The following is a 25481-nucleotide window of genomic DNA, read 5'->3' as shown; positions in this document are numbered from 1 at the left end:
AGTCGTCACTCCAGATCATCCCGCCGCTGCGGCAATCTCGATCCGGTTGCGGCCATTTCCCTTCGCGCGGTAAAGCGCGGCGTCCGCATCCTTGATCAGTCGCGCCTGGTCCGGGTGACCATGATGCTCGGCCACCCCCATCGATGCCGTGATCGCCAGCGCGTCCTCGCCACCCGCATCGATCCGGGTCTGCTCCAGCGCGCCGCGAATCCGCTCCGCGATGACGTGGGCCTGCGCGGCGCGCGTTTCGTTCAGGACGATCAGGAACTCTTCGCCGCCATAGCGAAAGACGAAGTCGCTCGGTCGCACATGATCCATGACGACCTGCGCCACCTGCCGCAGCGCGAGATCGCCGGTCTGATGGCCGTGTCGATCGTTGATCTGTTTGAAGTGATCGACATCGAGCAGGATGATGCACAGTCCGCTGCTATTCGCATTGGCGAATTCGATCTCGCGCCCCAGGATCGCCGGAAGGAAGCGGCGGTTGAGCGTGCGGGTAAGCGGATCTCGGCCGCTCTCCATCGCCGTCAGGCTTTGAAACAATTCCATCACCAGCGACGAGACGCGGGTTACCGCCGCCTGTAAGTCGGACAGCGTCTCGGTGCGCTGGTTGGATCCGCCCGGCTCTTCCAATTGCGGCAGCAACAGGCGGTCGATCCGATGCGTCTCAGCCAGCAGGTCCTGGTAGATGATCGAGCGCTCAAACATGAAGCTCGCCCGGTGCCGCAGCCATAGTCCGAAAGGGGAATCCGATAGCCGCGTCAGCCCATTATCGGCCTTGCCCTGCAGCAGGCTGAACAGTGTCTTCTGGCTCCACTCCATCAGGCTGGCCTTCTGCGCCTCCTTCTCGGTCGATACGTCCTGATCGATCGAGAACAGCCGATAGGCCTCATCGAGCCTTGCCCGTGCGGTGGTGTCCTTCACATAGGCCTGGCTCATCATCATGATGGCGACGTCGATCCGCTCATGCCCGAGCTGAAGCGCCGCGAGGCCGCTATGCGGCTCGGCAAGGCCCGGAAGAACCTGAGCAAATCGTGCCTTCAGCGCCGCGGCGCCCTGCATCACGAGATGGATGGGAATGTTGATGCGGGCGTGAACCTGCCCGATCACGTGCTGGCGTTCCTGGATGCGCGGACAATCGCGAATGTCCGCCTCGTCGAACAGCGCCTTCAGCCACTCCAGCAACGAGGTGCTCAGCCTGGTGTGCACCACCGAATGGTTCAGGAAGCGCTGCGCCTCGTCGTCCTGCAGCAGCGTGTCATAGAAACGCGCCACCATGTCGACGCCATGCTCTGACGCGACCCGTCGCAGGATCCCGACGCTGCCGCCCGGAGCTTCATTCGCTGCCATTTTCACCAACACCTAGAGACTGCATCCCCCGATCCGGATGCCGTTCAGACCCTTCTACTACCGCCTTGATACTCTTTGGTTAGCAAAAGGTTGGCAGGGGTATGCACCGCGCCAGCGCGAGCGGTTTCAAGCCCATGCGCCCGGCGGTGCGACTCGGCACGCCTGTGGGACTTACGTGTAGCGTCAAGCCCCCCTCGGCCGCAGAATCCCGCGCACGCCGGCGGTTGCGCGCTTCTTGAGGATGGACGCCGATGTTCGATGGCCTTGACGCATTGCTCCTCGCGCGCATCCAATTTGCCTTCACTGTCAGCTTCCATTTCATCTTCCCCGCCTTCTCGATCGGACTGGCGAGTTATCTGGCGGTGCTAGAGGGGCTGTGGCTGCGCACGGGCCGTGAGGTCTATCTCGACCTGTTCCGTTTCTGGCTGAAGATCTTTGCCATCACCTTTGCCATGGGCGTCGTTTCCGGCATCGTCATGTCCTATCAGTTCGGTACCAATTGGGCCGTCTTCTCGGACAAGGCGGGGCCGATCATCGGGCCGCTGATGGCCTATGAGGTACTGACCGCCTTTTTCCTTGAGGCGGGATTTCTTGGGGTCATGCTGTTCGGGATGAAGAAGGTGGGGCGATCGCTCCATTTCTTCGCCACGCTGATGGTCGCCGTTGGTACGCTGATCTCCGCAATCTGGATCATCAGCGTCAACAGCTGGATGCAGACGCCGACCGGCTATGCGATGAATACCGACGGTCAGTTCGTGCCTGGTCCCGATTGGCTGGCGATCATCATCAATCCCAGCTTCCCCTATCGGCTGCTGCACACCGTGCTGGCCGCCTATCTCACCACCGCGTTCGTGGTCGGCGGGGTGGGAGCGTGGCAATTGCTCAAGCAGCGGCATGGCCCCACCGTCGCCTCGCATGAGGGCGGCGATCCCGCCGAGCTGATCGCCGATGCGCCGCGGTCGACGGAGGCGGGGCGCACGATGCTGTCGATGGCGATGTGGATGGCGGCGATCGTCGCGCCGATGCAGATCATCGCCGGCGACATGCACGGGCTCAACACGCTCGACCATCAACCGGCCAAGGTGATGGCGATGGAGGGGCATTACAAAAGCTACCCGGACGGTGCGCCGCTGATCCTGTTCGGCATCCCCAATTCACGCGAGCAGCGCGTCGATCACGCGGTCGAGATCCCGAAGCTGTCGTCGCTGATCCTGAAGCACGATCTGAACGCACCGCTCTCGGGGCTCAATACCGTCCCGCTTGATCGTCAGCCCCCCGTCGGGATGGTCTTCTGGGCCTTTCGGATCATGGTGGTGACCGGTCTGGCGATGCTGACGCTGGGACTATGGAGCCTGTACGCCCGCGCGACCGGCCGGCTCTATACGACGCCGCTGCTCCATCGCGCGGCCGTCGCCATGGGGCCCTCGGGCTTCGTCGCAGTGATTGCTGGCTGGGTCACGACCGAAGTCGGGCGTCAGCCCTATACCGTCTATGGCCTGCTCACGACCGCGGACAGCGTGTCGCCACTGGCTGCGCCTGCGGTCGCCTCGTCGCTGATCGCGTTCATCATCGTCTACTTCGCGGTCTTCGGCTTTGGCACCTGGTACATCCTTCGCCTGATGAACAAGGGCGTGCAGGTCCACGAGCCCGAACCGACGGAGGGTTCGGGCCCGATCCGCAGCGCCGGCATCACGCCTGGTCCCACCCAATTGGCGGGGGCCTGAGCCATGGGCGTGAACGTCGACCTGACGGTTGTCTGGGCCTTCATCCTCGCCTTTGCTGTCTTCGCCTATGTTGTGATGGATGGGTTCGATCTGGGCATCGGCATCCTCTTCCCCGCCTTCAGCGTGGGGCCGGAGCGCGATCAGGCGATGAACGCGATCGCTCCCGTGTGGGATGGGAATGAAACATGGCTGGTGCTGGGCGGGGGAGGGCTGCTGGCCGCTTTCCCGCTGGCCTATGGCGTCGTGATGACGGGGCTGTACCCGCCGATCATCGCCATGCTGCTCGGCCTCGTCTTTCGCGGGGTTGCGTTTGAGGCACGCTGGCGCGATCCGGCGCATCGCGCCGGATGGGATTTCGCCTTCACCGCCGGATCGTTCGTCGCCGCCTTCGCGCAGGGTGTGACGCTGGGCGCGCTGCTTCAGGGGATTACGGTCGCCGACCGTGTCTATGCCGGCGGGTGGCTCGACTGGGCGAGCCCGTTCAGCATGCTGACCGGGATCAGCGTGGTGTGCGGCTATGGCCTGCTGGGCGCCACCTGGCTGATCTGGAAGACCGAGGGTTCGACACAGGACCATGCCTTTCGCCTGGCCGGCCGCTTCTTCGTCGCAACGTTGATCGCGATCGTCCTCGTAAGTTTTGCAACGCTCGGCCTCGACGCCGATTATCGCCAGAAATGGCTAGGCAGCCCGGCGATTTATTTGACCTCGCAAGTGCCGCTGCTCAGCGCGATCGTCGCTTTTGCCTTCTACCGGTCGCTACGTCGCCGGCGCGAGGCGCGGCCGTTCTTTCTGGCGCTGGCGCTGTTTCTGATGAGCTACATCGGCCTCGGCGTCAGCATGTGGCCCTATGTCGTGCCAGAGGCGCTGACGATCTGGCAGGCCGCGGCACCGGAACGCAGCCAGGTCTTCATGCTGGTCGGCGCCGTGGTCCTGGTGCCGATCATCCTGATTTATACCGCCTGGTCCTATTGGGTGTTCCGCGGGAAGGTGGGCATGGAGGGTTATCATTGATGGATATGGATGCGCCCTTGTGGCAGCGGGTCGGCTGGATGGCCTTCATCTGGGCGTTGAGCGTCTCGGCGATCGGAATCCTCGCGACGCTGATACGCTTCTGGTTGAAAACCTGAGCTCGCCTGATCCCGGCAGTAGCGAAGGCGGCGAAACCGTACGAGGCGGCGCCGCGCCGCGTGTGGCCCGGTGCCGCGCTCCTGCCCTTAGAGCGGCCGCCCCGCCTGGCAGCGTTCCAGCTCGACGGGATCGTGCGCACAAGCGATCGACACATCGCCGCGCCGCTCGATCGACAGAACGCGCAGCCGCTCCTGATTACGCAGCCGGTGCTCCGCGCTGACTTCCATCAGCCGCTGATAGGCGCGCAGGCCAGGCGTGCAGCGCCGCCGCGCGGCGCGCATTTCGCCGCGATAGAAATAGGCGTCGCCTGCGTGCAACAGCCAGCGCCCATCGTCGCGCTGCACCGCTACCCCGGCATGGCCCCAGGTGTGCCCCGGCAGCGGGATCATCAGGATCTCGGGTGGTAGCCCGGGCAAGTCGCGCACCGCGTCAAATCCGAACCACGGCTCGCCAGCGGAACTGTAGCGGCGCCATAGTCGCACGTCGTTCAACTGCGGCGATCGCCAGCGATGGTGCGCGACAAAGCCGTCGTGCGCCATCGTCGCATCGTCGAACTCGCGCTGCATGACATGGACAGTCGCATTGGGAAAATCGTCCAGCCCGCCCGCGTGATCGAAGTCCAGGTGAGTGACCACGATGTGTCGGACGTCGGTCGCGCGAAACCCCATCGCCTCGATCTGGCGGACGGCGGTTTCCTGCTCGCGCAACTGGATGTTCAGCATCGCACGCCATGGGCGCGGCACCCGAACATGCCCCGCGTCATGGGGATGGTGAACATCGTTCAGGCCATAGCCGGTATCGACCAGCACCAGCCCGTCGGCGTCGGTTTCGATCAGCAGGCAATGGCAGACCAGCGTACCGTGCAGCCCCAGGCTGCGGCCGTCGAACAACGCACCGCCCACCGGGCAGTCGGTGCCGCAATTCAGGTGATGGATCCGCATACGCAATGGCCCGTGTGCAAAGGGGGGCATCCGGGGGCCCCGCCGAGCGACACCCCCGGATCGAGCGCGGACGTCACCGGCGCGCGACGTCCGTCATGGCTTACATGCTACCAGAGTTTCGCGTCGTGGTCGCCTTCATCATGCGCTGTGCATCGGTCAGATGCTGGCGCACGAACGGCACGGCCTTGTTGGCGGACGTGCGAAGCGCTGGCTGGTCACCGCCGGTGCCATAGCTGCGATGAAGGTCCAGCGCGGCCTGATGCGCCGGCACCTGCTGCGCCAGATACAGCCGGTCGAAATCACCCGGCGCCGCATTCTGCAATTCGGTCAGCGAGGCGGTCGCCCCGGCATCCAGTGCTGGCGGGGGCGGCGTCATGCCGGCCTTGCGCGCCGCCGCCATGGTTGCGGCGGTGGTCTTCTGATGGTGGTCAATCAGCATCTGCGCGTACCGCTTCACTTCGGGGCGCTGGGCCTTCTGAAGCGCGATCTTGCTGGAATTGATCTCGTACAGATCGCTTTTGCCCGCGGCCATGACATAGGGCTCGGCCTGCGACTTCGCTTCGGCGGGCGGCGGCGGCGGCGGCGTCTGTGCCATTGCGGGCAGCGCCGCGCCGGTCAGTGCCAATGCCATGGTAAGGCTGATGGTCTTCATCATCTTGCTCTCCTGTTGTTTTTGAACGGTGTGTCGGTGTTGGCGCGTCAAAGCGCCGGCGCGCCCAGTCCAGCTGAGTGCGCCGCCGCGGGCCTGGTCATGCGGTCTGCTTGTCCCGTGCGCTGGCGTAGGAACGCGCCGCTTCTCAGCCTGCTCGGAATTGCTGGCAGCGGAAAGTTCTATGGCCGTGCCGAGCGCGGAGCATGTCTTTATGCAAGGTGCCGACCGGTTTTCGTCACGGCATTCGCTCATTGCTGGTGCTTGTGATGCTGGTACACGATTGGTTCTCAGGCAATGTTCGCGGGCGCAGACACAGGAAGACTGCCTGACGCCTCCAACAAACGAGCGCGCGGATGGTCGCGTTTGTAACCGATGTTTTGACCAAATTTCTGCGTAACTTGGATCAACTATCCAGCTACTTCGCCGCGGCGATCTTCGTCCTTGTAGCCGTGTCGGATGTTCCGACAGCGCGATCGGTAGCGGTTACGCGATCTTGTCCCACACGGTCTTGCCGACCGCATCGTAACCCCGCATCGCGTCGATCATCGCCGCGCGCAGCCCCGTGTCGATCAACGCAGACGGCAACAGCGGATCACGGTTGATCGCGCGGATGACCGACTGGCCCAGCAACAGCGTCTCGCGCGCCGCCTCCTCCACTGGCATCGCCGGCAGTCGTGCCGTGCTTGCGCTCATCTCCGCGATCCAGTGGCGGTAGCCCGCCTCGATCGCCTTGCGCGGCCACAACCCCCGCCATTGCTGATCATCGATAGAGCTGGCGTCGCCGATGATCGTGGCATCGGGATCAAGGCCGATCGCATGAAGCTGCATGGCGAGCTGCGGCAACGGGTCGGCAAGATTATCGGGCCGTACCCACGCACCTGATGGCGTCCGGGCCAGCCCGTACAGCATCAGCGCCCGCTCACGCTCGCGCAGTCGCCGCCGATCGCTGCGGCCCAGGTGATCGACCAGCACGATCAACCAGCGCCCGGTCCACGCCGTCACGCGCTCTTCCGCCGCGGCCCAGCTTCGCGCGCGCCGGTCGAGCGCCTCGCCGCCCGGTCCGATTGCGTACAGCCCCCGCTCCACCTGCTGAACCAGGCCTTCACGACACAGTCGTCCCAGCGCGACGCGCAGGGCGGCTCCGTCCAGCCCCATCACCTCGGCCCGGCGAACCAAATCCGCCACCCGCATGGGACGCTGCACCGCCGACAGGAACCCCAGCGAGAGTGATCGCGCCGACAGCGGTGCATGCCAGTCTTGTAACGTTGTTTGACTCATGTTGTCGTTTAATGTTACAAGTTCGGCTGTCATCAACGGGAGCCTAGCTTATGAAGCCAGCGCCGATCACCGATTTTCTCAGCCGGGAAGAACTGGCGGCGTTGATGCGGCCTTCGGATTGGCGCGGGGCCTGGGCGCTCCTCGTCAACTGGGCGATCATCGCCGGTGCTTTTGCGCTCGCGATCGCATGGCCCAATCCGCTGACGATTGTGCTGGCGGTTCTGCTGCTCGCTGGGCGTCAGCTGGGCCTTGGCATCATCGTTCATGATTGCGCGCATCATGCGCTGTTCGCCTCGCGCCGTGCGAACGAGATCGCCGGCCAGTGGCTGGCCGGCTATCCGATGAACACCTCGCTCGCGAAATATCGTAGCTATCATCTGAAGCATCATCGCTTTGCTGGCACGCCGCAGGATCCCGACATCGGCTTTGTCCGCGCTTATCCGATCACGCGTGCGTCGCTGCGGCGCAAGTTCGCGCGCGATCTGACCGGGCGCACCGGAATCCGCGATCTGGCGCGGGAGCTGAAGACCTTCCGACTGGCGCAGCAATGGCCGTGGCTTGCCTTCCACGCCGGCCTTTTTACGGTGCTCGCCTTGTCGGGCGGCTGGTGGGCCTATGCCCTGTGGTGGGCCGCCCAGCTGTTCGTCTACCCCGCGATCGTCCGGCTGCGGCAGATCGGCGAACATGGCGTGGCGGAGGAGCGCGGCGATCTCGATCCGCGCCGCAACACCTCCACCACGGTGGCGCATTGGTGGGAAAAGCTGTTCGTCGCGCCGAACGATGTCCATTACCATCTGGAACATCACCTCGCCGCCGGCGTCCCGCCCTATCGGCTGGGTGCGATGCATCGGCTGCTGGTGCAGCGCGGTTATTATGATGGCTTCTCGTGCATCTCGCGCGGCTACGCCGATGTGATCCGCCGCGCCGTACAGCCGCTGCCGGCGCACTGACCGGCGGCGGTGTAGTGGACCGGCGTCAGCCGGCCGGCACCGCGTCGGCGGGTTGCTGATCGACCCGCGCCGCCCGCCCGGACAGCGCCGCGTCCAGCTGCTCGCGATCCAGCCGTCCTTCCCACCGCGCGACGACGATCGTCGCCACCGCATTGCCGATGAAGTTCGTCAGGCTGCGGCATTCCGACATGAAGCGGTCGACGCCCAGGATCAGCGCCATCCCCGCGATCGGCACGTCGGGCACGATCGACAGTGTCGCGGCCAGCGTGATGAAGCCGGCCCCGGTCACTCCCGCCGCGCCCTTGGACGATAGCATCGCGACGCCCAGCAGCAGCAGTTGCTGGCCAAGCGTCAGATCGACGTTGCACGCCTGTGCGATGAACAGCGCTGCCAACGTCATGTAGATGTTGGTGCCGTCCAGGTTGAACGAATAGCCGGTCGGCACCACCAGGCCTACAACGGTCTTCGGACAGCCGGCACGCTCCATCTTCTCGATCAGCGACGGCAGCGCGCTTTCGGACGATGACGTGCCCAGCACCAGCAGCAGCTCGGCCTTCAGATAGGCGATCAGGCGGAGGATCGAAAAACCGCACAGCCGCGCAACCGTGCCCAGCACCACCAGCACGAACAACAGCGACGTCAGGTAAAAGGTGCCGACCAGTGCGGCGAGATTGGCCAGCGTGCCCACGCCGTAGCGCCCGATGGTGAACGCCATCGCGCCGAACGCGCCCACCGGCGCCGCCTTCATCAGGATCGCGACGATCTTGAACACCGCCAGCGACACGTCGTTGAGCGCCAGCAGCAGCCGGTTGCCGCGCTCGCCGATCATCGCCAGCCCGATGCCGAACAGGATCGCGACGAACAGCGTCTGCAGGATGTTGCCGTCAGTCAGCGCCGACAGGAACGTGTCGGGGATGATGCCCATCAGGAAGCCGGTGAGCGTCGTCTCATGCGCCTGGGCGGAATAGGTCGCGACCCGCGCGGGATCGAGCGTCGCCGGATCAATGTTCAGCCCGTCGCCGGGCCGCACGACATTGGCGACGATCAGGCCGACGATCAGCGCCAGCGTGGAAAAGAACAGGAAATAGGCAAAGGCTTTGCCCGCGACGCGCCCAACCGCGCTCAGGTCGCGCATCCCCGCGATCCCGGTGACGATGGTCAGGAAGATCACCGGCACGATGATCATCTTGACCAGCTTGATGAACCCGTCGCCGATCGGCTTCATCGCCTCGCCGGTGGCCGGGGCGAAATGACCCAGCAGCACGCCCGCCGTGATCGCGATCAGCACCTGGACATACAGGTGCGTGTACCAGCGCGGTTTGGCGGGCACCGACACCGCCTCCAATGTAATCAAGCCGATGATCCTCTCAGCGCAGCGTTTCCCCCGGCCGTCAGCCGGGCCGGAACGCGCGATGATAGATGACCTTGGACGGTTTGCGCACGATCAGAAATCAGGCGGCCGGTAAATGATGCTGGCGGCGCCTTTGCGCGGCGCAGTCAGCCGCGCCCCGCCTTTGCAGCCGTCAGGCGCTCGGCCACATCATCAGGCTGGTCTCGACGACGCGCTCCAGTTCCTCGCGCGTCGCGCCCGACCCCGCCTGCACCGCCATGCCCTGCAGGATGGCGTACAGATACGATGTCAGCGCCTCGGGATCGACGTGGTCGGGGATGTCGCCGTCGCGCTTCGCCTCACGAAAACGCTCGACCAGCGCCGCCTGCGACGATGCGCGACGTTGGATGACGTCGGCCTTGATCGATTCCGCCTCCGCGCCGCACGCGGTGGCGCTGATCACGCCCAGGCACCCCTTGGGGTCGCATTTGCTGGTCTGTGCGTCGATTGCGCCGCGCATGAAATGCTCTGCCACCGCCCGCGCGGTCGGCTGCTTCAACGCCTCGCGCGTATAGGCCAGCTTCTCCGCTTCGTAGAGCGCCAGCGCCTTGTGGAACAATGCTTCCTTGTTGCCGAACGCTGCATACAGGCTCGGCTTGGTGATCCCCATCGCCTCGGTGAGGTCAGCCATCGAGGCACCTTCATAGCCCTTCGCCCAGAACACGCCGAGCGCCTTGCCCAACGCCTCGTCGACGCAGAACTCGCGCGGGCGCCCCTTGGCGGTGGCCGGTGCGGTGATCGATTCCATAACGTCCAGTATATAAGGACTTGCGCGTTTCGCTCAAGCACCCGGTCGAGATCGCGCTCCACGTCCGATGCCACCCTAGCACAAGTGGCAGGTACGCTTTGGCCCTTTCCGCCCGTATAATGATCCGTCGGCAATACGACCGGCGAACAACAAGAAGGCGTGGAACCACGCCCTGCCGTTTTATGGGGAGGAAATGTGATGTTGCGTTGTACCGCATCCGTGCTTGCGCTTGCGATTTCGACTGTCTCGGTCAGCGCCGCGGCGCAGGATGCCGCCTCCGCCGCGCCGGCGCCTGAGGCGCAGCCCACGGCACAGGTGCCCGCCGCCAGTACGGCCGATGCCACGCGCAGCCCGCAGGCCGACGATGGCGAGATCATCGTCACCGCGCAAAAGCGGGAGCAGCGGTTGCAGGACGTGCCCGTCGTGGTCTCCGTCCTCAATCAGCAGCAGCTGGAAAATGCCGGCATCCGCGACGTGAAGGATCTCCAGACGATCACGCCGGGCCTCAACGTCACCTCCTCCACCTCGCCCGCGCAAACCTCGATCCGGATCCGCGGCGTCGGCACGGTCGGCGACAACCCCGGTCTCGAAAGCTCGGTCGGCACGATCGTCGACGGCGTCTATCGCGCGCGCAGCGGGGTCGCCTTCGGCGATCTGGGCGAACTGGAACGGGTCGAGGTGCTGAAGGGCCCACAGTCGACGCTGTTCGGCAAGAACATGTCGGCCGGCGTCATCAACGTCATTTCCGCCTCGCCCAGCTTCAATCCTTCCGCCGAATTCGTCGGCAGCTACGGCAATTACAACGCCTGGACCGTGTCGGGCGCGGCGACCGGCGGGCTGATCGGCGACACCGTCGCCGGCCGCATCTTCGCGCTGAAGCGCGAGCGCGATGGTTTCTGGAAGGTGCGCACCGGCGCGGGCCCGCGCACCAGCACGCGCGCCGACAATGAAAACAACTGGACGGTGCGCGCGCAGCTGCTGATCCGCCCGACCGACGCGATCAATATCCGGCTGATCGGCGACTGGTCCGAACGCGACGAGGATTGCTGCGTCAACGCGCCCAGCATCCCCGGGCCGACGGCGGCGTTCGTCGATGCGCTCTCGCCCGACGCCGGTACGCTGCGCAATGGCAAGCCGTTCGACCGCATCACCTACGCCAACCGGCCGACCGATTTCCGCATTCGCGACCGCGGCGTCTCCGGCCAGCTCGACTGGGAATTGAGCGACGCGCTCAGCTTCACCTCGATAACGGCCTATCGCTATTACAAGTCCAACAGCGGCGTGGATGTCGACTATTCCTCCGCCGACATCTGGTATCGCGGCTCGGACGGCAATTCGAACCAGTTCAAGGTGTTCTCGCAGGAGGCGCGGCTCGCCTATAATAGTGAGCGGATCAACTCGATTCTGGGCGTCTTCTACGCTGACGAGCGGCTCGAATCGAACCAGAACACCTTCTTCGGGGTCGATTACGAACGTTACTTCGGACTGCTGCTGTCAGGCGGGACGAACCCCAACGCCGTGTCGGCGCTCACTGGCATCGCGGCGGGCAGCAACTTCCTGCCCAATACCGGGCAGCGCGATTTCCATCGTCACCGCGCCTCGTCGTTCGCGATCTTCACCGACAACACCTTCACCATCGCCGACGGCCTCGATCTGACATTGGGCATCCGCTACACCGATGAGGTCAAGCGGACGACGTCGCGCTACACCAATACCTCGCCTGCCAATGCCTGCGCTGCGGCGCTCGCTCGCCGGCTGCCGGCGGCCGCGATCACCGCGCTCTGCTCGCCCACTTCCGACGTCGCGTTCAACGACGTCACCACGCAGCAGCGCCGCCCGGAGAACCGCTGGGCCGGCTCGGCGAAGCTGCAATATCGCTTCTCGCCGCGCGTGATGGCCTATGGTTCCTACGCCAATGGCTTCAAATCGGGCGGCTTCAACCTCGATCGCGCACGCTCCGCGATCGGCGTGATCAATCCCGATACGTCCTTCGCCACGGAGAAGGTGGAAAGTTACGAGATCGGTACGAAGACGAGCTGGCTCGGCCAGCGGCTGCTCGCCAACATTGCGGGCTTCTATCAGACGTACAAGGATTTCCAGCTCAACACCTACACCGGCGTCAGCTTCGTCGTGACGTCGATCCCGAAGGTGACGTCGAAGGGCGTCGACCTCGACCTGATGTACAACACCGGGATTCAGGGCCTGACGCTGAACGCCGGCGCGACCTATGCCGATACGAAGTTCGGCAATTTCCCGCCGCCGCTGCCGAACCTCACGCGCCTGTCGGGCAACCAGCTGCCTTACGCGGCGAAGTGGAACGTCACCGCCGGCTTCAGCTCGAAGCAGCCGATGACGTCGGATCTCAATTTCCTGTCGTCCGCCTCGCTGAAATGGACGTCGAGCTACAATACCGGTTCGAACCTCGATCCGCTGAAGGTGCAGCAGCCGTTCGCGCTGCTCAACGCGCGCATCGGGATCGAGCCGACCAGCGAGGCGTGGTCGCTGGAGGTCTGGGCGCAGAACCTGACCAATTCCGACTATTACCAGGTGATCGTCGATCAGCCGCTGCAAAGCGGGACGTACGGCGCCTTCATTGGCCAGCCGCGCCTCTACGGCGTGACCGGTCGGGTGCGCTTCTGATCGCCGGCGCGGCGCCCCCGCGCCGCGCCGGAAGATGCGGGGGCGATGCTTTTGGCCTTGCCCCCGCGGCTGCGATCCAACACTCATTCTAAAACGGCCGGCTTACCGGCGAGGTGAGAGGATGAGCATATGGATAAGCGCGCTGCCGCCGCGCCGGTCGTTGGGGACTGGCCTGCCGTCTCCCTTGAGGAAACCTACCGCACGCTGACCGCGCCCGGCGCGCCGTTCGAGCTGCGCGACGCGGTGATCCGCGGCGTGCCGCTGCGCACCTATGCCAATGCACTCAACGATCTGCGCCAGGTGTTCGATCTCGGCCGCGGCTGGGGCGACCGCGAATTCATCGTCTATGAGGGCGAACGCCAAAGCTACGCCGCGCATTTCCGCGCCGCCGGCCAGCTCGGGCGCGTGCTCCACGATCGGTTCGGCGTGCGAAAGGGCGACCGGCTGGTCATCGCCATGCGCAACCTGCCCGAATGGTCGATCGCCTTCTGGGCCGGCGTGTCGATCGGCGCTGTCGTCACGCCGCTTAACGCCTGGGGGCTGGGCGATGAACTCGCCTATGGCATCACCGACTCAGGCGCGCGGGTCGCGATCGTCGATGCCGACCGGCTCGAACGGCTCGCGCCCTTTGTTGCCGATCTCGCGCTCGACGGGCTTGTCTCGGTGCGCACCGACGCCGATCACGGCACCGGCGCGATCCCGCTCGACGATCTGATCGGCCCCCAAGGGGGATATGCCGAACTCGCCGACGATCCGATGCCCGATCCCGGCCTCCACACCGACGATCCGGCGACGATCCTCTACACCAGCGGCACCACCGGTCGGCCGAAGGGCGCATTGGGCACTCACCGCAATGTCCTGACCAACGTCATCTCGATCGCGTTCAACAACGCCCGCGCCACGATCCGCCGCGGCGATCCGCTGCCGGAACCGGATCCCGACGCACCGCAGCGGGTAAACCTTCTGCCCGTGCCGCTCTTCCACGTTACCGGTACCAATTCGATGCTGATCCCCACAGTCATGGCGGGCGCAAAACTGGTGCTGATGCACAAATGGCAGCCCGAACGCTTCCTGGAGCTGGTCGAGGCGGAGCGGGTGAATTCCACCACGGGCGTTCCCGCAATGGTCTGGCAGGTCCTCGAATCGCCCGAGTTCGCCCGGCGCGATCTCTCCAGCCTCGACAGCTACGGCTATGGCGGCGCAGCGATCGCGCCCGAGCTGACGCTGAAATTCGCTGAGCTGTTTCCCTGGTTCAAGCCGGGGCAGGGCTATGGCGCGACGGAGACCTCGTCGGTGTCGATCGGCAACAGTGCGGAGGATTACCTGCGCCATCCCGACAGCGTCGGGCTGCCGGTCCCAGTCTGCGACGTGAAGGTGGTCGATGGCGACGGCCGCGAGCTGCCCCGCGGCGAGGCCGGCGAATTGTGGATCCGTGGTCCCAACGTGGTCGTCGGCTATTGGAACAAGCCGGAGGCGACCGCCGAGACCTTCACCGACGGCTGGTACCATACCGGCGACATCTGCCGCATCGACGAGGAAGGTTTCGTCTACCTCCTCGATCGCGCCAAGGACATGCTGATCCGCGGCGGCGAGAACGTCTATTGCGTCGAGATTGAGGATGTCCTCGTCGCTCACCCGCACGTGATGGACGCCGCCGTCGTCGGCCTGCCGCACCGTATCCTCGGCGAAGAGGTCGGCGCGCTGGTGCAGCTTCGGCCCGGTGCCGAACTGACCGAGGCGGAACTGATCGCTTATGCCGCGCGCCTCCTCGCGCCGTTCAAGGTGCCGGTGCGCATCGACCTTCGGCGTCAGGAGTTTCCGCGCAACGCCAGCGGCAAGACGCTGAAGCCCGTCTTGCGGGCGGAGCTCGTCGCGCTGCATCAGGCGGAACCTGCCGGCGGCTCCGGCGCTTCCTGAACAATGGGCAGCGCTCTGCCCTTAGGTGCAACGGGGTAGCCGGCACCGATCGATACGGGAGATGGAACATGGCCGAACGGCGAAATGGACGAACGCTTCTGCTGGGCGTCGGCGCAGCAGCGATCGGCGCCGTGCTTTATCTCTCGCGGGGCGCCACCCGTGACAAGGACGCGGTCACTTATCCGCCGCTTGATGTGCCCAAGCCGCTTGGCGAGGACGTCTGGACCGTGGACAGCGGGCCGATCAGCGCGATGGGCATGCAATTGCCGATCCGGATGACGGTGCTTCGCCTCACCGGCGGCGGCCTCATTCTCCATTCGCCCACGCAATATACCCCCGCACTGGCCGCCGCGCTCAGCGAACTCGGCACGATCCGCCATCTCGTCGCGCCCAGCATGGCGCACTGGACCTTCCTGGCGGATTGGCAGGCGGCCTATCCCGACGCGACGACCTGGGCGGTGCCGGTGCTGCGTGATCGCGCGCAGGTACGCAGCGCCAATCTGCGCATCGACAGCGATCTGGGAGAGGCTGCTCCCTCCGCATGGGCGGCGGACATCGAACAGGGGCTGATCACCGGCGCCGGCGGCTTTCAGGAGGCGTGGTTCTTCCACAAGCGCGGCCGTACGCTGGTGCTGACCGACCTGGTGGAAAACCTCGATCCGCAGAAGCTGGGCCCTGTCACCGCCTCGCTGATGCGCGCGACAATGGCGACCGGCGGCACCACTGCGCTCCACGCCCGTGCCGCGCTGCGCCCGCAGGCCGCGCAGGCCCGCGCCGAGGTCGACCGGATGCTCGCTTTGGCGCCAGAGGCCGTGGTGTTCGCGCACGGCGACATCTTCCGCGGGCGCGGCACCGAACAGCTGCGCACCGCCTTCGCCTGGCTGAAGTCGCCCTCGCCGGGCTGACGCGCGCGGCCGTTACAGCAGGATCAGCGCGCCGCCCAGCGACAGCGCCAGCGCTACCGCCGACGGCAGGATGATCACCAGCAGCGGCTTGAACCCCGTTTCCAGCAGCGAGCTCATCGGCGCGCGGATCCCGGTCGCGGCAACGGCGCACGCCAGACATGCGGTCGCGATATCCTGCGCGCCCCCGCTCACCACCGTCGGGATTACCCCCAGCGAATTGATGGCGGCGAACACGAAGAAACCGACCACGAACCAGGGCAGGGTGATGCCGGTCTTCTTGCCGTCCTCTGGGCGGAAGAACGCCGCGACCAGCGCCAGCACCGGGGCGAGCAAGGCGACGCGGGTCAGCTTGACGATCGCCGCCACCTGCCCTGCGCTGTCCGAATAGCTGTAGCCCGCGCCGATCGCCTGCGCGACATCGTGGATCGACGCGCCCAGCATGAATCCGGCCTGCCGGTCGCTCATCCCCAATTGGTGTGCCAGCGTCGGGTACAGGAACATCGCGGCGGCGCTCGCGGCGGAAATCCCGACCAGCACCAGCGCCAGCTGCGCCTGGTTCGCCCGCCGCTCGCCCAATGTCGTCGCCAGCGCCATCGCGGCGGACGCACCGCAGATCGCCACCGCGCCGCCGGCAAGCGTGCCAAAGGCGCTGCCGAGCCCCGCCGCCCGCGCGATCACGATCCCCGCGCCCAGCGTTACCAGCAGGATCACCAGCACCGCCAGCAGCGTCAACGGGCCCAGGTCGACGATCTGCCCCACGGTGATCCGCGCCCCCGCCAGTACGATGCCCCAGCGCAGCAGCGTCTTGGAGGCAAAGCCAAGCCCCGGGGCCATCCGCGGATCGGCCCCCAGGAAATTGAGCGCCAGCCCGATCAGCAACGCCATCAGCGTCAGCGGCGCGCCATAATGGTCAGCAACGAACGCCGCCGCCATCGTCGCCAGCACCGCGACCATCAGGCCGGGCAGCAGGTCCTGCCAGCTGCTCTTGGGCGACGGTTCCAAGTCGTTGTACAGGTCCGCTGCCAGCGGCATGGATCGGTAGCGCGTCACGCCCGCGCCTCCCTCGTCGCGCGCCACCATGCTAGAGCGTGGCGAGCGAGGTGAACAGCGGCGCGTGCGCGCTGTCGGTGCGGTAGAATACCGGCGGCTGGCCGATCGGCGCGGCGACCTCCACGGTGGCACCCCCGGCAAAGGTCTCGCCCGACCAGACATGCCGCCACTCGGCCCCCGCCGGCAGATAGGCGCGCCAACGCTCGGCGCCCGCCTCGATCACCGGCGCGACGATCAGGTCGCGGCCATAGGCGAATTGCGTCTCCACGCCCCAGCAGCCGGCGTCGTCCTCATAATCGAGGAATAGAGGGCGTTGCAGCGGCAGGCCCGTCGCTGCCGCCTCGCGGCACAGCTCGGCGATATAGGGGGCAAGCGCGGCATGCACCTTCGTCATGGCGACGAAATGTGCGAGCACTTCAGCGTCGCCATCCAGCTGCAAGTTCGTGTCGGGCCGGTTGCCCTCATGGCTGCGCATGACGGGGGAAAAGGCCGACAATTCACTCCACCGCATCAGCAGCTCGGCGGTGCGGACATTGTCGTACAGGCTCGTGTACCCGCCCAGATCGCTGTGGTGATAGGCATTGCCGACCAGGCCGGAGGACAGCGCCGCGCGGATCACCGTGCCGATGCCATCATGGCGCGTGAAATCGACGCTCTGGTCGCCGGCCCACAGCAGCGGGCAGTACGCGCCGACACCGCTGAACCCGGCGCGCATGAAGAACACCGCGTCGCCGGTCTTGCCGCGTGAGGCGATCGCACGCGCATTCACCTCGGCCCAGATCGTCGGCCAGGCATTGTGCGCCAGCATCCCGTCGGTGCCGTCGAACAGGCGAACATCGGTGGGGAGGTACTCGCCGAAATCGGCCATCCAGCCCGACAGCCCGAAATCCAGCATCTCGCGCCCGATCACGCGATCGGCGAACCAGTCGGCGGCGGCGGGATTGGTGAAATCGACGATGCCGCAATCGAACTCGCCGAAATCGACGAGATACGGCTCATCGGCATCCAGCTTCAGCGCCAGATAGCCGGCCTCTGCCGCCTCCACATACAGCGAACCGTCGACCGCCAGATAGGGGTTCACATAGCCTAGAAAACGGATGCCGCGCTCGTTCAGCTCGGCGATCTTCTGGCGCAGATGAGGGTAGCGCGCCTCGTTCGCCTTCCAGTCCCAGAACAATCTCTTGCCGAAGCTGGTGACGCGAAGCCCGATCCAATCCTCGCACCACAGGCCAGTGACGACCGCGCCCGCCGCGATGATCTTTTCCATCCGGTCGAAGCTGTTGGCGCCGTCCTTTAGTCCCAGGATCGCGCCCGCATAGGCCCATTCGGGCAGCAGCGGCTGGCGGCCGAAGCGGGTCGAAAGCTGCCCGACCAGATCGGCGAAGCGGGCCGCGGCGAACAATTCGATCCGCGGCGGAATTTCCCACACCTCGATCGCGGGCGCGGCGGCATCGCGAAAGTCGAAGCAGCTATACGCCGTCGTATCGACGTGCAGCGCATAGCGGCGCGATGACAGGTACGTCGGCTGGGGATAATTGGTGTTCCAGTAATCGCCGCCGGAGCGGTGATCGCGGTCGCACTGGAACGTCAGCAGCGTCGACTTGTCGCGCCCCACCCCCGGCTCGGACGTCCACATCGGGAAGCGGCGGCCGGCCATGTCGACATAGGACAATTGCTCGCCGCCGCCCCACAAACGCTCGCCCGCTTCGCCCACGGCCGTGAGCCACAAGCGATTGAGTGCAGGGTCCAGCGCCGCGAGGTGCAGCGCGCCATCACGCAGCGTCAGCGTCAGCAGCGTGCGCCCGCCGGCGGAGAGCGTCGCGGTGTCCCCCTCGATCGTCGTCTCGCGCAGTGCGATCCGCTCGTCGACGCGATCGTCGAGGAAATAATTGCCGCGGTACATGTCGACCAGCGGCCGCCCCGCGCCGACGAACAGCGCCGGCGCGTCGGCGCGGTGGCGAATGACGAGCGCCTCGCCCGCGAAGATGTCAAAGCCGCTCTCCGCGGGGCGAAACGTCACCGTCATTCTATTCTCCTGGCCGTGCCTCCGGCCATCCGTACCAGTGGTGGCTTACAGCGTCAGGGGGCCGTGCTGCAGCTTGGGAAGCACATGGCGTGCAAACAGGTCGGCCTCCGCGGCATGCGGATAGCCCGACAGGATGAACGCCTCGATCCCCATGTCCTGGTACATCTTCAGCTTGGCGAGCACCTGGTCCGGATCCCCGACGATCGCCGCGCCGCAGCCCGAACGGGCACGGCCGACGCCGGTCCACAGGTTTTCCTCGGCATAGCCGTCGTCGCTGGCATTCTCGCGCAGCGCGGCCTGCGCCGCGACGCCGGTCGACTTGGTGTCGAGCGACTTGTTGCGGATCGCCTCGCCCTGCGCCGCGTCCAGCTTCGACAGCAGGCGGTCGGCGGCAGTGCGCGCCTCGGCCTCGGTCTCGCGCACGATCACATGCGCGCGATACCCGAACTTCAGCGTGCGGCCGTGCTTGGCGGCGCGGGCAGTCATGTCGTCGATGATCGACTGCACGGCCTCGCGCTTATCGGGCCACATCAGATAGACGTCGGCACCCTGCGCGGCGGTTTCGCGCGCGTCGGGCGACAGGCCGCCGAAATACAGCGGCGGGCACTTGCCCGACACGGTGGTGACGCCCGGCGCATCCAGCTTCAGCTTCCAGAACTCGCCCTGGTGATCCAGCGGCTCGCCGTTCAGCATCGTCTTGAGGATCTGCATCGCCTCCAGCGTGCGGGCATAGCGCGGCGCCGATGCCAGCGTCTCGCCCGGCAGGTCGGAAGAGATGATGTTCACCGTCAGTCGCCCGCCCAGGATGCGGTCGATCGTTGCGATCTGGCGCGCGAGCTGCGGCGGCCAGCTTTCACCGATGCGCACGGCCATCAGCAGGCGGATACGCTTCACCATCGTTGCGATCGCCGCGGCAAAGGCGGTGGTGTCGATGCCCAGCGCATAGCCCGACGGCAGCAGGATATTGTCGAACCCGCCGCTCTCGGCCTGAAGCACGATGTCGCGGCAATGCTCCCAGCTGGACTTCAGCTTGGGATCGGGAACGCCGAGAAACTCGTAATCGTCATCGCACAGCGCGGAAAACCAGCTGACTTCACACCCTTTGTTCGTCGAACCCGTCACGGCAAACGCTCTCCCATGCTGGCCTGAAGGACGGCGTACCATTGCTCGCGCGTCCATTGCGGTTTGTAGGCGTCGGGGATCATCGCGATCCGCGACACATTCTGCGTGCCGACGATCGGGATCGGGCGCGCCGGGTGCGCCATGATCCAGCTATAGGCGGCGGCGGCGCGATCGACGCCGGCCTCATGGGCCTTCACGTCGAGCAGGGCGGCGACGGCGCGTGCGCGCTCATCCTTCGGATCGGCGAGGCGGCCACCGCCCAGCGGCGACCATGCCAGCACCGCCATGCCGCGCTGCATCGCCTGATCGAACAGGCCGTCGAACAGCGGCGTGATGGTCAGCGCGGAAAATTCCGGCTGGTGGCTGACGACCGGCACGGTCAGATATTCGGCCAGTGCGGCGGTCTGCGTGGGCGTGTGGTTGGACACGCCGATCGCGGTGATCTTGCCCGCTGTGCGCGCATCGTCCAGCGCGCGCGCTACTTCCTGCGGATGCGCGAGAAGGTCGGGGCGATGGATCTGATACAGGTCGATCCTGTCGCACCCGAGCCGCGTCAGCGAGGCGTCGATCGCCTCGGCCAGATAGGTCGCGCTCGAATCATACGGCACGCCCATGCGGATGCCGCCCTTCGATGCCAGCACCATCTTGTCGCGCAAGCCCGGCGCTTCGGCAAAGACGCGGCCCAGCAACGCTTCAGCGGCGCCGAAATCCTCGTTGTTGTCCGGGCCATAGATGTCGGCAGTGTCGAACAGCGTCACGCCGGCATCGAATGCCGCCTCGACCAGCGCGCGCGCCGCGGCGACATCGCTGCCGCAGAAACGCCACATGCCCCAGGCGATGGTGCTGATGGTTAGGCCAGTGTCACCCAGGGCGACGGAGCGAGCGGGAGAAGGCAGATAAGACACCGTTGTCTTATAGGTGCGATCCGGCGTACAGGGAAGCAGTCAATTGGGAACGCCGCCGAATTCGGGGTCGCCACAGCAATCTCCATCTACTAGGGGGATTAATGATGGGGGCTGCGGAATCCGCGGCGCATGACTGGTTTGGGGTAGGAGAGGGTAATGGTAAGGTTCTCTAACAAGGCGCTTTTGCTTGCCGCCAGCGCGGCCTTCGCCGTCGTGGCGCAGGGCGCCGCAGCGCAGGAAGTGTCGCCGGCTGATCAGGCAGCGGCACCGAGCGCTGCACAGCAGACGGCACCCGCGCCGGGCGTCGCGGCCGAATCGGATGACGCGTCGAACGCGTCGAATGGCGACATCGTTGTCACGGCGCAGAAGCGCAGCGAGCGTCTGCAGGACGTGCCGCTCGCCGTTTCGGTAGTGGGTGGTGAGGCGCTGGCAAACACCGGCTCGCCGGGTCTCGAGGGCGCGACCACGCTGGTCCCTGCGCTCAACATCCTGAAGTCGGGCACCACGCTCAACCAGTCGCTGTTCCTGCGCGGCGTTGGCACCACCACCTTTTCGATCGCCGGTGAGCCGTCGGTGTCGGCGGTGGTCGATGGTGTCGTGCTGGCGCGCACCGGCGAAGCGTTCGGCGATCTCGTCGACGTGGAGCGGATGGAAGTGCTGCGCGGTCCGCAGGGCACGCTGTTCGGCAAGAACGCGTCGGCCGGCGTCATCAACATCGTCACCAAGCAGCCGACGCGCGATTTCGGTGGCTATCTTGAGGGCAGCTATTTCACCGGCGGCGACGAGGCGCGCATCCGCGGCGCCCTGAACGTGCCGATCACCGAAAATCTGCTGTCGCGCTTCACCGGCTTCTACAGCCGCTTTGACGGCAACATCCGCAACGACGCCTTCGACGGGCGCCGGGTGAACGGCTATGAGCATGTCGGCGGCCGCGTGCAGCTGAAGTGGATGCCCAGCGACGCCACCACCGTCGCGTTCATCGCTGATTATCGCAAGAACAACGACGATTGCTGCGCCGAAGTCATCGGCACCGGTGCGCTCAACGCCGCTGGTCAGCCGATCACCAGCCCGATCTTCTCGGTGCTGCCGACGCCGCAGGGCAATGAGACGCGCCGGATCAACCAGAATCTGATCACGCGCACCGAAGAGGAAAGCTACGGCGCCTCGCTGCAGATCGACACCGAACTTGGCAACCAGACGGTGACCAGCATCACCGCCTATCGCGAATATTCCAACACCGAGACCCGCGATGGTGACTTCCTGGCCGCGCCTTATGTCGGCTTCAACCAGTTGCACGATCTGGGGCCGCAGACGGGCGACACGTTCAGCCAGGAACTGCGCCTGACCTCGCCGTCGCAGCAGTTCATCTCCTACGTCGTCGGCGTCTATTATTCGCGAGCCGCGTCGGAGCGGACGTTCTCGCGCTCGGTGGTGAATTGCAACGCGGCCACCGTGCCGGCGACGCTGATCCCGTGCGGTGCGCCCGGCGCGCCGGCGACCACCAACCCCTTTGGTGTCGCGAACTTCGGCTCGGTGTTCCAGAACATCGCCGCCTTCAGCCAGTTCACGGTCAACTTCACCGATCGCTTCCGCTTCATCGGCGGGCTGCGTTACACCGCTGACCAGCTCAACGTGTGGCACCGCCGCCAGACGACGCTGGCCGGTCCGGGCGTGAACGCGAACTTCGACCAGGGCGTGTTCGATCGCTACAATCAGCTGCTCGGCCAGGGCGTGGCACCGGGCGCGGCACAGACCCAGGCGGTCGCTGCGTCGAACGGCGTCGCATGGCGTGGCAAGACCACCAATGACAATTGGTCGGGCAAGGCCGCGCTGCAGTTCGATGTCAGCCGCGATGTGGTCGCCTACGGCGGCTGGACGCGCGGCTACAAGGGCCCGGCGTTCAACGTGTTCTACAACCTGAACTCGAACGGCACGAACGTGATCGCGCCGGAAACGTCGGACAGCTACGAAATCGGCCTGAAGAACACGCTGTTCAACGGCCTGCTGACGCTCAACCTGGCGGGTTTCTACGCCAAGTACGACAATTTCCAGGCCAACAACCCGGATCTGGTCGCTGGCGTCGTGGTCACCCGCTTCACCAACGCGGGCGAAGTGTCGACCCGCGGCGTGGAGGCGGACATTGTGCTTCGGCCGATCGACGATCTGTCGATCTCGGGCGGCGTCGCCTACACCGACGCGCACGTCGACCGTTTCTTCCAGGCGCCGGGTGCGCCGGCCACTGCGGTGATCGAGCCGGGCACCTCGCTCGCCTTCGCACCGAAGTGGAAGGGCTCGCTCGCGGTCGACTATCGCGTCCGCACCGGCGGCGCGGTGGACGTGTTCCTGGGCGCGCAGGGCAATTACCAGTCCGAACAGCTCGCGCTGTTCTCGCCCGATCCGGTGCAGCGTCAGCTGGCGACGATCGACGGTTACGGCCTGGTCAACCTGTCGGCCGGCATCGGCGATCAGGACGATCGCTTCCGCCTGACCTTCCAGGTGCGCAACCTGTTCGACCAGAGCTTCGCCGCGGCGATCGCCAACGGCGGCCCGTCGGGCTCGTACCGCTACCAGATCCCGCGTGAGGCGGATCGCTATTACGGCGTGACGGGCCGGATCAACTTCTGATCCCCACCGCGTCTGTTGTGTAGACGAAGCGGCCCCGGAGCAATCCGGGGCCGTTTTGCTGTCAGTGTCCGCGGATCAGTTCCCGCTAATCAGCCGCCGCCCGGCGGCGCCGACGATCCACGCAGCACCAACTCGTGCGGCAGCCGGCGTTGCTGCGCGGCGCCATCGGCAGGGGGGGACAGCAACAGGTCGGTCGCCGCATCGGCCAGCGCGCGCACCGGCTGGCGCACCGTGGTCAGCGCCGGCCACACCAGCCGCGCGGTCGGCCCGTCGTCGAACCCGACCACCGACAGTGTATCGGGCACGCGGATGCCCCGCCGGTGCGCGGCGGCCAGGACGCCCGCCGCCATGTCGTCGCTGGAGGCGAAGATCGCGGTCGGCGGCTCGTCCATCGACAACAGCGCATCCGCCGCCGCCTCGCCCGACGCGAAATCGAACTGACCCTGCCGGATCAGCGCCATGTCCAGATCGACGCCGACCGCGCCAAGCGCGCGGATATGGCCGGCCAGCCGCTGCCCCGATGCGGCATAGCTGCGGTCGCCGACGATGAAGCCGATCCGCCGATGCCCCAGCGTCAGCAGGTGGCTCGTCATGTCGAACGCCGCGCCCTCATTGTCGATCGACGCGCTGGCGCCTTCCTCGATGCGCAGCCCCGGCTGCAACCGGGCAAAGGGGATGCCGCGCCGCTTCAATTCGTCCAGCACGCGCTGGTCGTCGCAGGCCGGCGGGGCGAGCACCAGCCCGTCGGGGCTCGCCTGGTCGATCAGCGCAGTGATATCCTCGAACAGCGTCGGCGATGCGCGATCATAGGGCTGTGCGATCATGCGGATCTTGTCGCGCGCGCATCGCTCGCGCACCCCCAGCTGGATCTCGTAAATGTACCAGGGATTGGGATTGTCGCAGATCAGCGCGATCTGGTGCGATCGGTGCCCGGCCAGCGTGCGCGCCGCATGGCTCGGCTTGAACCCGGTCTCGTCCATCACCTGCTGGATGCGCGCCTTCTTCTCGGCGCTCACATATTGCTGGTCGTTGATGACGCGCGACACGGTCTTGATCGATACGCCGGCCAACCGCGCGACATCACGAATGGTCGGGCGCGCGGTGTCGGTTGCTGTGCTCATCGCCGACCCTCATAGGGCAGCCAAGCCGCTGGCCAATAGGGCATATCGCGCAGCGCCATCGCGATCCGATCAGGCCGTCAGCAGGCGAACCTTCGGCTCCTCGTCAGTGTCGAACGCCAGATAGTCCGCGTCGAACCCCGACCGGCTGGCCAGTGCCTCCCAGTCATGGATGTCGACATAATGGCGGTGGATCGTCATCAGCTTCAACTCGCGCAGCCGCCGCAACGATCGGTTGACGTGCACCGGGGTCATGCCGGTCGCGTCGGCAAGATGCTCCTGCGTCAACGGCAGATGGAATTGCAGCCGCTGCTCGCGCTCGCCGCCCACCCGTGTTGCCAGTTCGCAGATCAGATGCGCCAGCCGCCCGACGGCATCGCCGCGCCCGATGTTGAGCAGCCATTGCATCAGCGTCGCTGTATCCACCGCGCAATGTCGCCAGAACGCTTCGGCGATCGCAGGATATTCGGCGGCAATCCGGCGCAGCGCACGGTGTGGCACGCGAAAGATGGTGGCCTCAGTCAGCGCCAGCAGCGCGCCAACCCCGCCGGGCCGCACCACCGATAACAGGTCCGCCATGTCCCCGCCCAGGTGGATGGCGGTCAGTTGCCGTTGCCCGCTGGCGGTTTGCCCGACCCGGCCGACCAGCCCCGCCGCAACGAAGCTCGCATGGTGCGATATCTCGCCCGGTCGCGTGACCGGGTGGCGCGCGGCCACGCACATGGCCTGGTACGGCAGCGCGCACAGCGCCTCGCGCTCGGGCTCGGTCAACGCGGATCGCAGGATCAGCCGGTCGACAAACGGTTTCAGGCCGTTTTCGCTGGGGGTGAGCACGGTCCGTCTCCCGAAACGCAAGCGGGAGCACGTCGTATCTCTCGGTCACTACTGCTTGCGCGCGATCGGCAGTGATGCTTCCCTATACACGAAGCCGCCGCCGCCAACTTGAGGTACATCAAGCGGGCGCACGTTTTCTGGCGACTTACTGCCGATCCCGTACCCGCTTCACGGTTAC

General features: G+C 66.0%; 20 protein-coding genes. 8 read left to right on the top strand and 12 right to left on the bottom strand.

The window, feature by feature from the left end:
• Window positions 1-15 precede the first annotated feature (15 nt).
• Window positions 16-1350 carry a GGDEF domain-containing protein gene (locus K0S66_RS03805; RefSeq protein WP_301073783.1) on the bottom strand — a complete coding sequence of 445 codons (1335 nt, stop codon included), beginning with the start codon at window positions 1348-1350 and terminating at the stop codon, window positions 16-18.
• A gap of 251 nt (window positions 1351-1601) precedes the next feature.
• Here K0S66_RS03805 and K0S66_RS03800 point away from each other — a divergent pair, with 251 nt between their 5' ends.
• The 3 genes from K0S66_RS03800 to K0S66_RS03790 are packed head-to-tail and all read left to right on the top strand — an operon-like array spanning window position 1602 to window position 4201.
• Complete coding sequence (locus tag K0S66_RS03800; protein WP_301073782.1) at window positions 1602-3074, top strand: cytochrome ubiquinol oxidase subunit I; 1473 nt, start codon at window positions 1602-1604, stop codon at window positions 3072-3074.
• A gap of 3 nt (window positions 3075-3077) precedes the next feature.
• Window positions 3078-4085: a cytochrome d ubiquinol oxidase subunit II gene (cydB, locus tag K0S66_RS03795; RefSeq protein ID WP_301073781.1), complete on the top strand. Its 1008-nt coding sequence runs from the start codon at window positions 3078-3080 to the stop codon at window positions 4083-4085.
• On the top strand, window positions 4085-4201 hold the full coding sequence (locus K0S66_RS03790) for a DUF2474 family protein (RefSeq protein ID WP_301073780.1): 117 nt from the start codon (window positions 4085-4087) through the stop codon (window positions 4199-4201). Before cydB ends, K0S66_RS03790 begins: the two co-directional genes overlap by 1 nt.
• A gap of 87 nt (window positions 4202-4288) precedes the next feature.
• Here K0S66_RS03790 and K0S66_RS03785 read toward each other — a convergent pair whose 3' ends face one another.
• From K0S66_RS03785 to K0S66_RS03775, 3 genes are all read right to left on the bottom strand, one after another.
• A complete protein-coding gene (locus tag K0S66_RS03785; protein ID WP_301073779.1) occupies window positions 4289-5143 on the bottom strand; it encodes an MBL fold metallo-hydrolase in 855 nt (284 codons plus the stop codon).
• 100 nt (window positions 5144-5243) lie between these two features.
• Window positions 5244-5798: a DUF4142 domain-containing protein gene (locus K0S66_RS03780; RefSeq protein WP_301073778.1), complete on the bottom strand. Its 555-nt coding sequence runs from the start codon at window positions 5796-5798 to the stop codon at window positions 5244-5246.
• A gap of 480 nt (window positions 5799-6278) precedes the next feature.
• The gene (locus K0S66_RS03775; RefSeq protein WP_301073777.1) at window positions 6279-7073 is read right to left on the bottom strand and encodes a hypothetical protein; all 795 of its coding nucleotides are present in this window, start codon (window positions 7071-7073) and stop codon (window positions 6279-6281) included.
• A gap of 50 nt (window positions 7074-7123) precedes the next feature.
• Between K0S66_RS03775 and K0S66_RS03770 the strand changes: the two genes are divergently transcribed.
• Window positions 7124-8023 carry a fatty acid desaturase family protein gene (locus K0S66_RS03770; protein ID WP_301073776.1) on the top strand — a complete coding sequence of 300 codons (900 nt, stop codon included), beginning with the start codon at window positions 7124-7126 and terminating at the stop codon, window positions 8021-8023.
• A 25-nt stretch (window positions 8024-8048) separates the two neighbouring features.
• Here the strand turns inward: K0S66_RS03770 and K0S66_RS03765 are convergent, their stop codons facing one another.
• A complete protein-coding gene (locus K0S66_RS03765) occupies window positions 8049-9377 on the bottom strand; it encodes a dicarboxylate/amino acid:cation symporter (RefSeq protein WP_301073775.1) in 1329 nt (442 codons plus the stop codon).
• Between the two features lie 169 nt (window positions 9378-9546).
• Window positions 9547-10161 carry a TetR/AcrR family transcriptional regulator gene (locus K0S66_RS03760; protein WP_301073774.1) on the bottom strand — a complete coding sequence of 205 codons (615 nt, stop codon included), beginning with the start codon at window positions 10159-10161 and terminating at the stop codon, window positions 9547-9549.
• A gap of 198 nt (window positions 10162-10359) precedes the next feature.
• On the opposite strand from K0S66_RS03760, the gene K0S66_RS03755 reads away from it, so the two are divergent.
• The 3 genes from K0S66_RS03755 to K0S66_RS03745 all read left to right on the top strand — a co-directional run bounded on the left by K0S66_RS03755 (window position 10360) and on the right by K0S66_RS03745 (window position 15623).
• A complete protein-coding gene (locus K0S66_RS03755; RefSeq protein WP_301073773.1) occupies window positions 10360-12801 on the top strand; it encodes a TonB-dependent receptor in 2442 nt (813 codons plus the stop codon).
• 129 nt (window positions 12802-12930) lie between these two features.
• The gene (locus K0S66_RS03750; RefSeq protein WP_301073772.1) at window positions 12931-14718 is read left to right on the top strand and encodes a class I adenylate-forming enzyme family protein; all 1788 of its coding nucleotides are present in this window, start codon (window positions 12931-12933) and stop codon (window positions 14716-14718) included.
• A gap of 68 nt (window positions 14719-14786) precedes the next feature.
• A complete protein-coding gene (locus K0S66_RS03745; protein WP_301073771.1) occupies window positions 14787-15623 on the top strand; it encodes a DUF4336 domain-containing protein in 837 nt (278 codons plus the stop codon).
• A 12-nt stretch (window positions 15624-15635) separates the two neighbouring features.
• Here the strand turns inward: K0S66_RS03745 and K0S66_RS03740 are convergent, their stop codons facing one another.
• Genes K0S66_RS03740 through K0S66_RS03725 form a run of 4 tightly spaced genes read right to left on the bottom strand, consistent with a single transcriptional unit; the run spans window position 15636 to window position 20648 of the window.
• A complete protein-coding gene (locus K0S66_RS03740; RefSeq protein ID WP_301073812.1) occupies window positions 15636-16655 on the bottom strand; it encodes a putative sulfate exporter family transporter in 1020 nt (339 codons plus the stop codon).
• 49 nt (window positions 16656-16704) lie between these two features.
• The gene (locus K0S66_RS03735; protein WP_301073770.1) at window positions 16705-18699 is read right to left on the bottom strand and encodes an alpha-glucosidase; all 1995 of its coding nucleotides are present in this window, start codon (window positions 18697-18699) and stop codon (window positions 16705-16707) included.
• A gap of 45 nt (window positions 18700-18744) precedes the next feature.
• On the bottom strand, window positions 18745-19863 hold the full coding sequence (locus K0S66_RS03730) for an LLM class flavin-dependent oxidoreductase (protein WP_301073769.1): 1119 nt from the start codon (window positions 19861-19863) through the stop codon (window positions 18745-18747).
• Window positions 19818-20648, bottom strand: a complete 831-nt coding sequence (locus K0S66_RS03725) for an aldo/keto reductase (protein WP_301073811.1) — start codon at window positions 20646-20648, stop codon at window positions 19818-19820. The genes K0S66_RS03730 and K0S66_RS03725 overlap by 46 nt, the downstream gene beginning before the upstream one ends.
• A gap of 234 nt (window positions 20649-20882) precedes the next feature.
• Here K0S66_RS03725 and K0S66_RS03720 point away from each other — a divergent pair, with 234 nt between their 5' ends.
• Complete coding sequence (locus K0S66_RS03720; protein ID WP_301073768.1) at window positions 20883-23351, top strand: TonB-dependent receptor; 2469 nt, start codon at window positions 20883-20885, stop codon at window positions 23349-23351.
• A gap of 89 nt (window positions 23352-23440) precedes the next feature.
• Here the strand turns inward: K0S66_RS03720 and K0S66_RS03715 are convergent, their stop codons facing one another.
• Together K0S66_RS03715 and K0S66_RS03710 are read right to left on the bottom strand one after the other, a co-directional pair.
• Entirely contained in the window at window positions 23441-24472 is a 1032-nt protein-coding gene (locus K0S66_RS03715) for a LacI family DNA-binding transcriptional regulator (RefSeq protein ID WP_301073767.1), read from the bottom strand.
• Between the two features lie 69 nt (window positions 24473-24541).
• Window positions 24542-25303, bottom strand: a complete 762-nt coding sequence (locus tag K0S66_RS03710; RefSeq protein WP_301073766.1) for a Crp/Fnr family transcriptional regulator — start codon at window positions 25301-25303, stop codon at window positions 24542-24544.
• Window positions 25304-25481 lie beyond the last annotated feature (178 nt).

Source organism: Sphingomonas sp. (assembly GCF_029239295.1).
Taxonomy (GTDB): Bacteria; Pseudomonadota; Alphaproteobacteria; order Sphingomonadales; family Sphingomonadaceae; genus Sphingomonas.
Note: the sequence above shows the minus strand (reverse complement) of the source record. Positions and strands in the feature narration are given on the sequence as shown.

Coding starts and splice junctions, on each gene's coding strand:
- K0S66_RS03805 (WP_301073783.1), bottom strand. CDS start 1,350: ATGGCAGCGAATGAAGCTCCGGGCGGCAGCGTCGGGATCCTGCGACGG.
- K0S66_RS03800 (WP_301073782.1), top strand. CDS start 1,602: ATGTTCGATGGCCTTGACGCATTGCTCCTCGCGCGCATCCAATTTGCC.
- cydB (WP_301073781.1), top strand. CDS start 3,078: ATGGGCGTGAACGTCGACCTGACGGTTGTCTGGGCCTTCATCCTCGCC.
- K0S66_RS03790 (WP_301073780.1), top strand. CDS start 4,085: ATGGATATGGATGCGCCCTTGTGGCAGCGGGTCGGCTGGATGGCCTTC.
- K0S66_RS03785 (WP_301073779.1), bottom strand. CDS start 5,143: ATGCGGATCCATCACCTGAATTGCGGCACCGACTGCCCGGTGGGCGGT.
- K0S66_RS03780 (WP_301073778.1), bottom strand. CDS start 5,798: ATGATGAAGACCATCAGCCTTACCATGGCATTGGCACTGACCGGCGCG.
- K0S66_RS03775 (WP_301073777.1), bottom strand. CDS start 7,073: ATGAGTCAAACAACGTTACAAGACTGGCATGCACCGCTGTCGGCGCGA.
- K0S66_RS03770 (WP_301073776.1), top strand. CDS start 7,124: ATGAAGCCAGCGCCGATCACCGATTTTCTCAGCCGGGAAGAACTGGCG.
- K0S66_RS03760 (WP_301073774.1), bottom strand. CDS start 10,161: ATGGAATCGATCACCGCACCGGCCACCGCCAAGGGGCGCCCGCGCGAG.
- K0S66_RS03755 (WP_301073773.1), top strand. CDS start 10,360: ATGTTGCGTTGTACCGCATCCGTGCTTGCGCTTGCGATTTCGACTGTC.
- K0S66_RS03750 (WP_301073772.1), top strand. CDS start 12,931: ATGGATAAGCGCGCTGCCGCCGCGCCGGTCGTTGGGGACTGGCCTGCC.
- K0S66_RS03745 (WP_301073771.1), top strand. CDS start 14,787: ATGGCCGAACGGCGAAATGGACGAACGCTTCTGCTGGGCGTCGGCGCA.
- K0S66_RS03740 (WP_301073812.1), bottom strand. CDS start 16,655: ATGCCGCTGGCAGCGGACCTGTACAACGACTTGGAACCGTCGCCCAAG.
- K0S66_RS03735 (WP_301073770.1), bottom strand. CDS start 18,699: ATGACGGTGACGTTTCGCCCCGCGGAGAGCGGCTTTGACATCTTCGCG.
- K0S66_RS03730 (WP_301073769.1), bottom strand. CDS start 19,863: ATGGTACGCCGTCCTTCAGGCCAGCATGGGAGAGCGTTTGCCGTGACG.
- K0S66_RS03725 (WP_301073811.1), bottom strand. CDS start 20,648: ATGTGGCGTTTCTGCGGCAGCGATGTCGCCGCGGCGCGCGCGCTGGTC.
- K0S66_RS03720 (WP_301073768.1), top strand. CDS start 20,883: ATGGTAAGGTTCTCTAACAAGGCGCTTTTGCTTGCCGCCAGCGCGGCC.
- K0S66_RS03715 (WP_301073767.1), bottom strand. CDS start 24,472: ATGAGCACAGCAACCGACACCGCGCGCCCGACCATTCGTGATGTCGCG.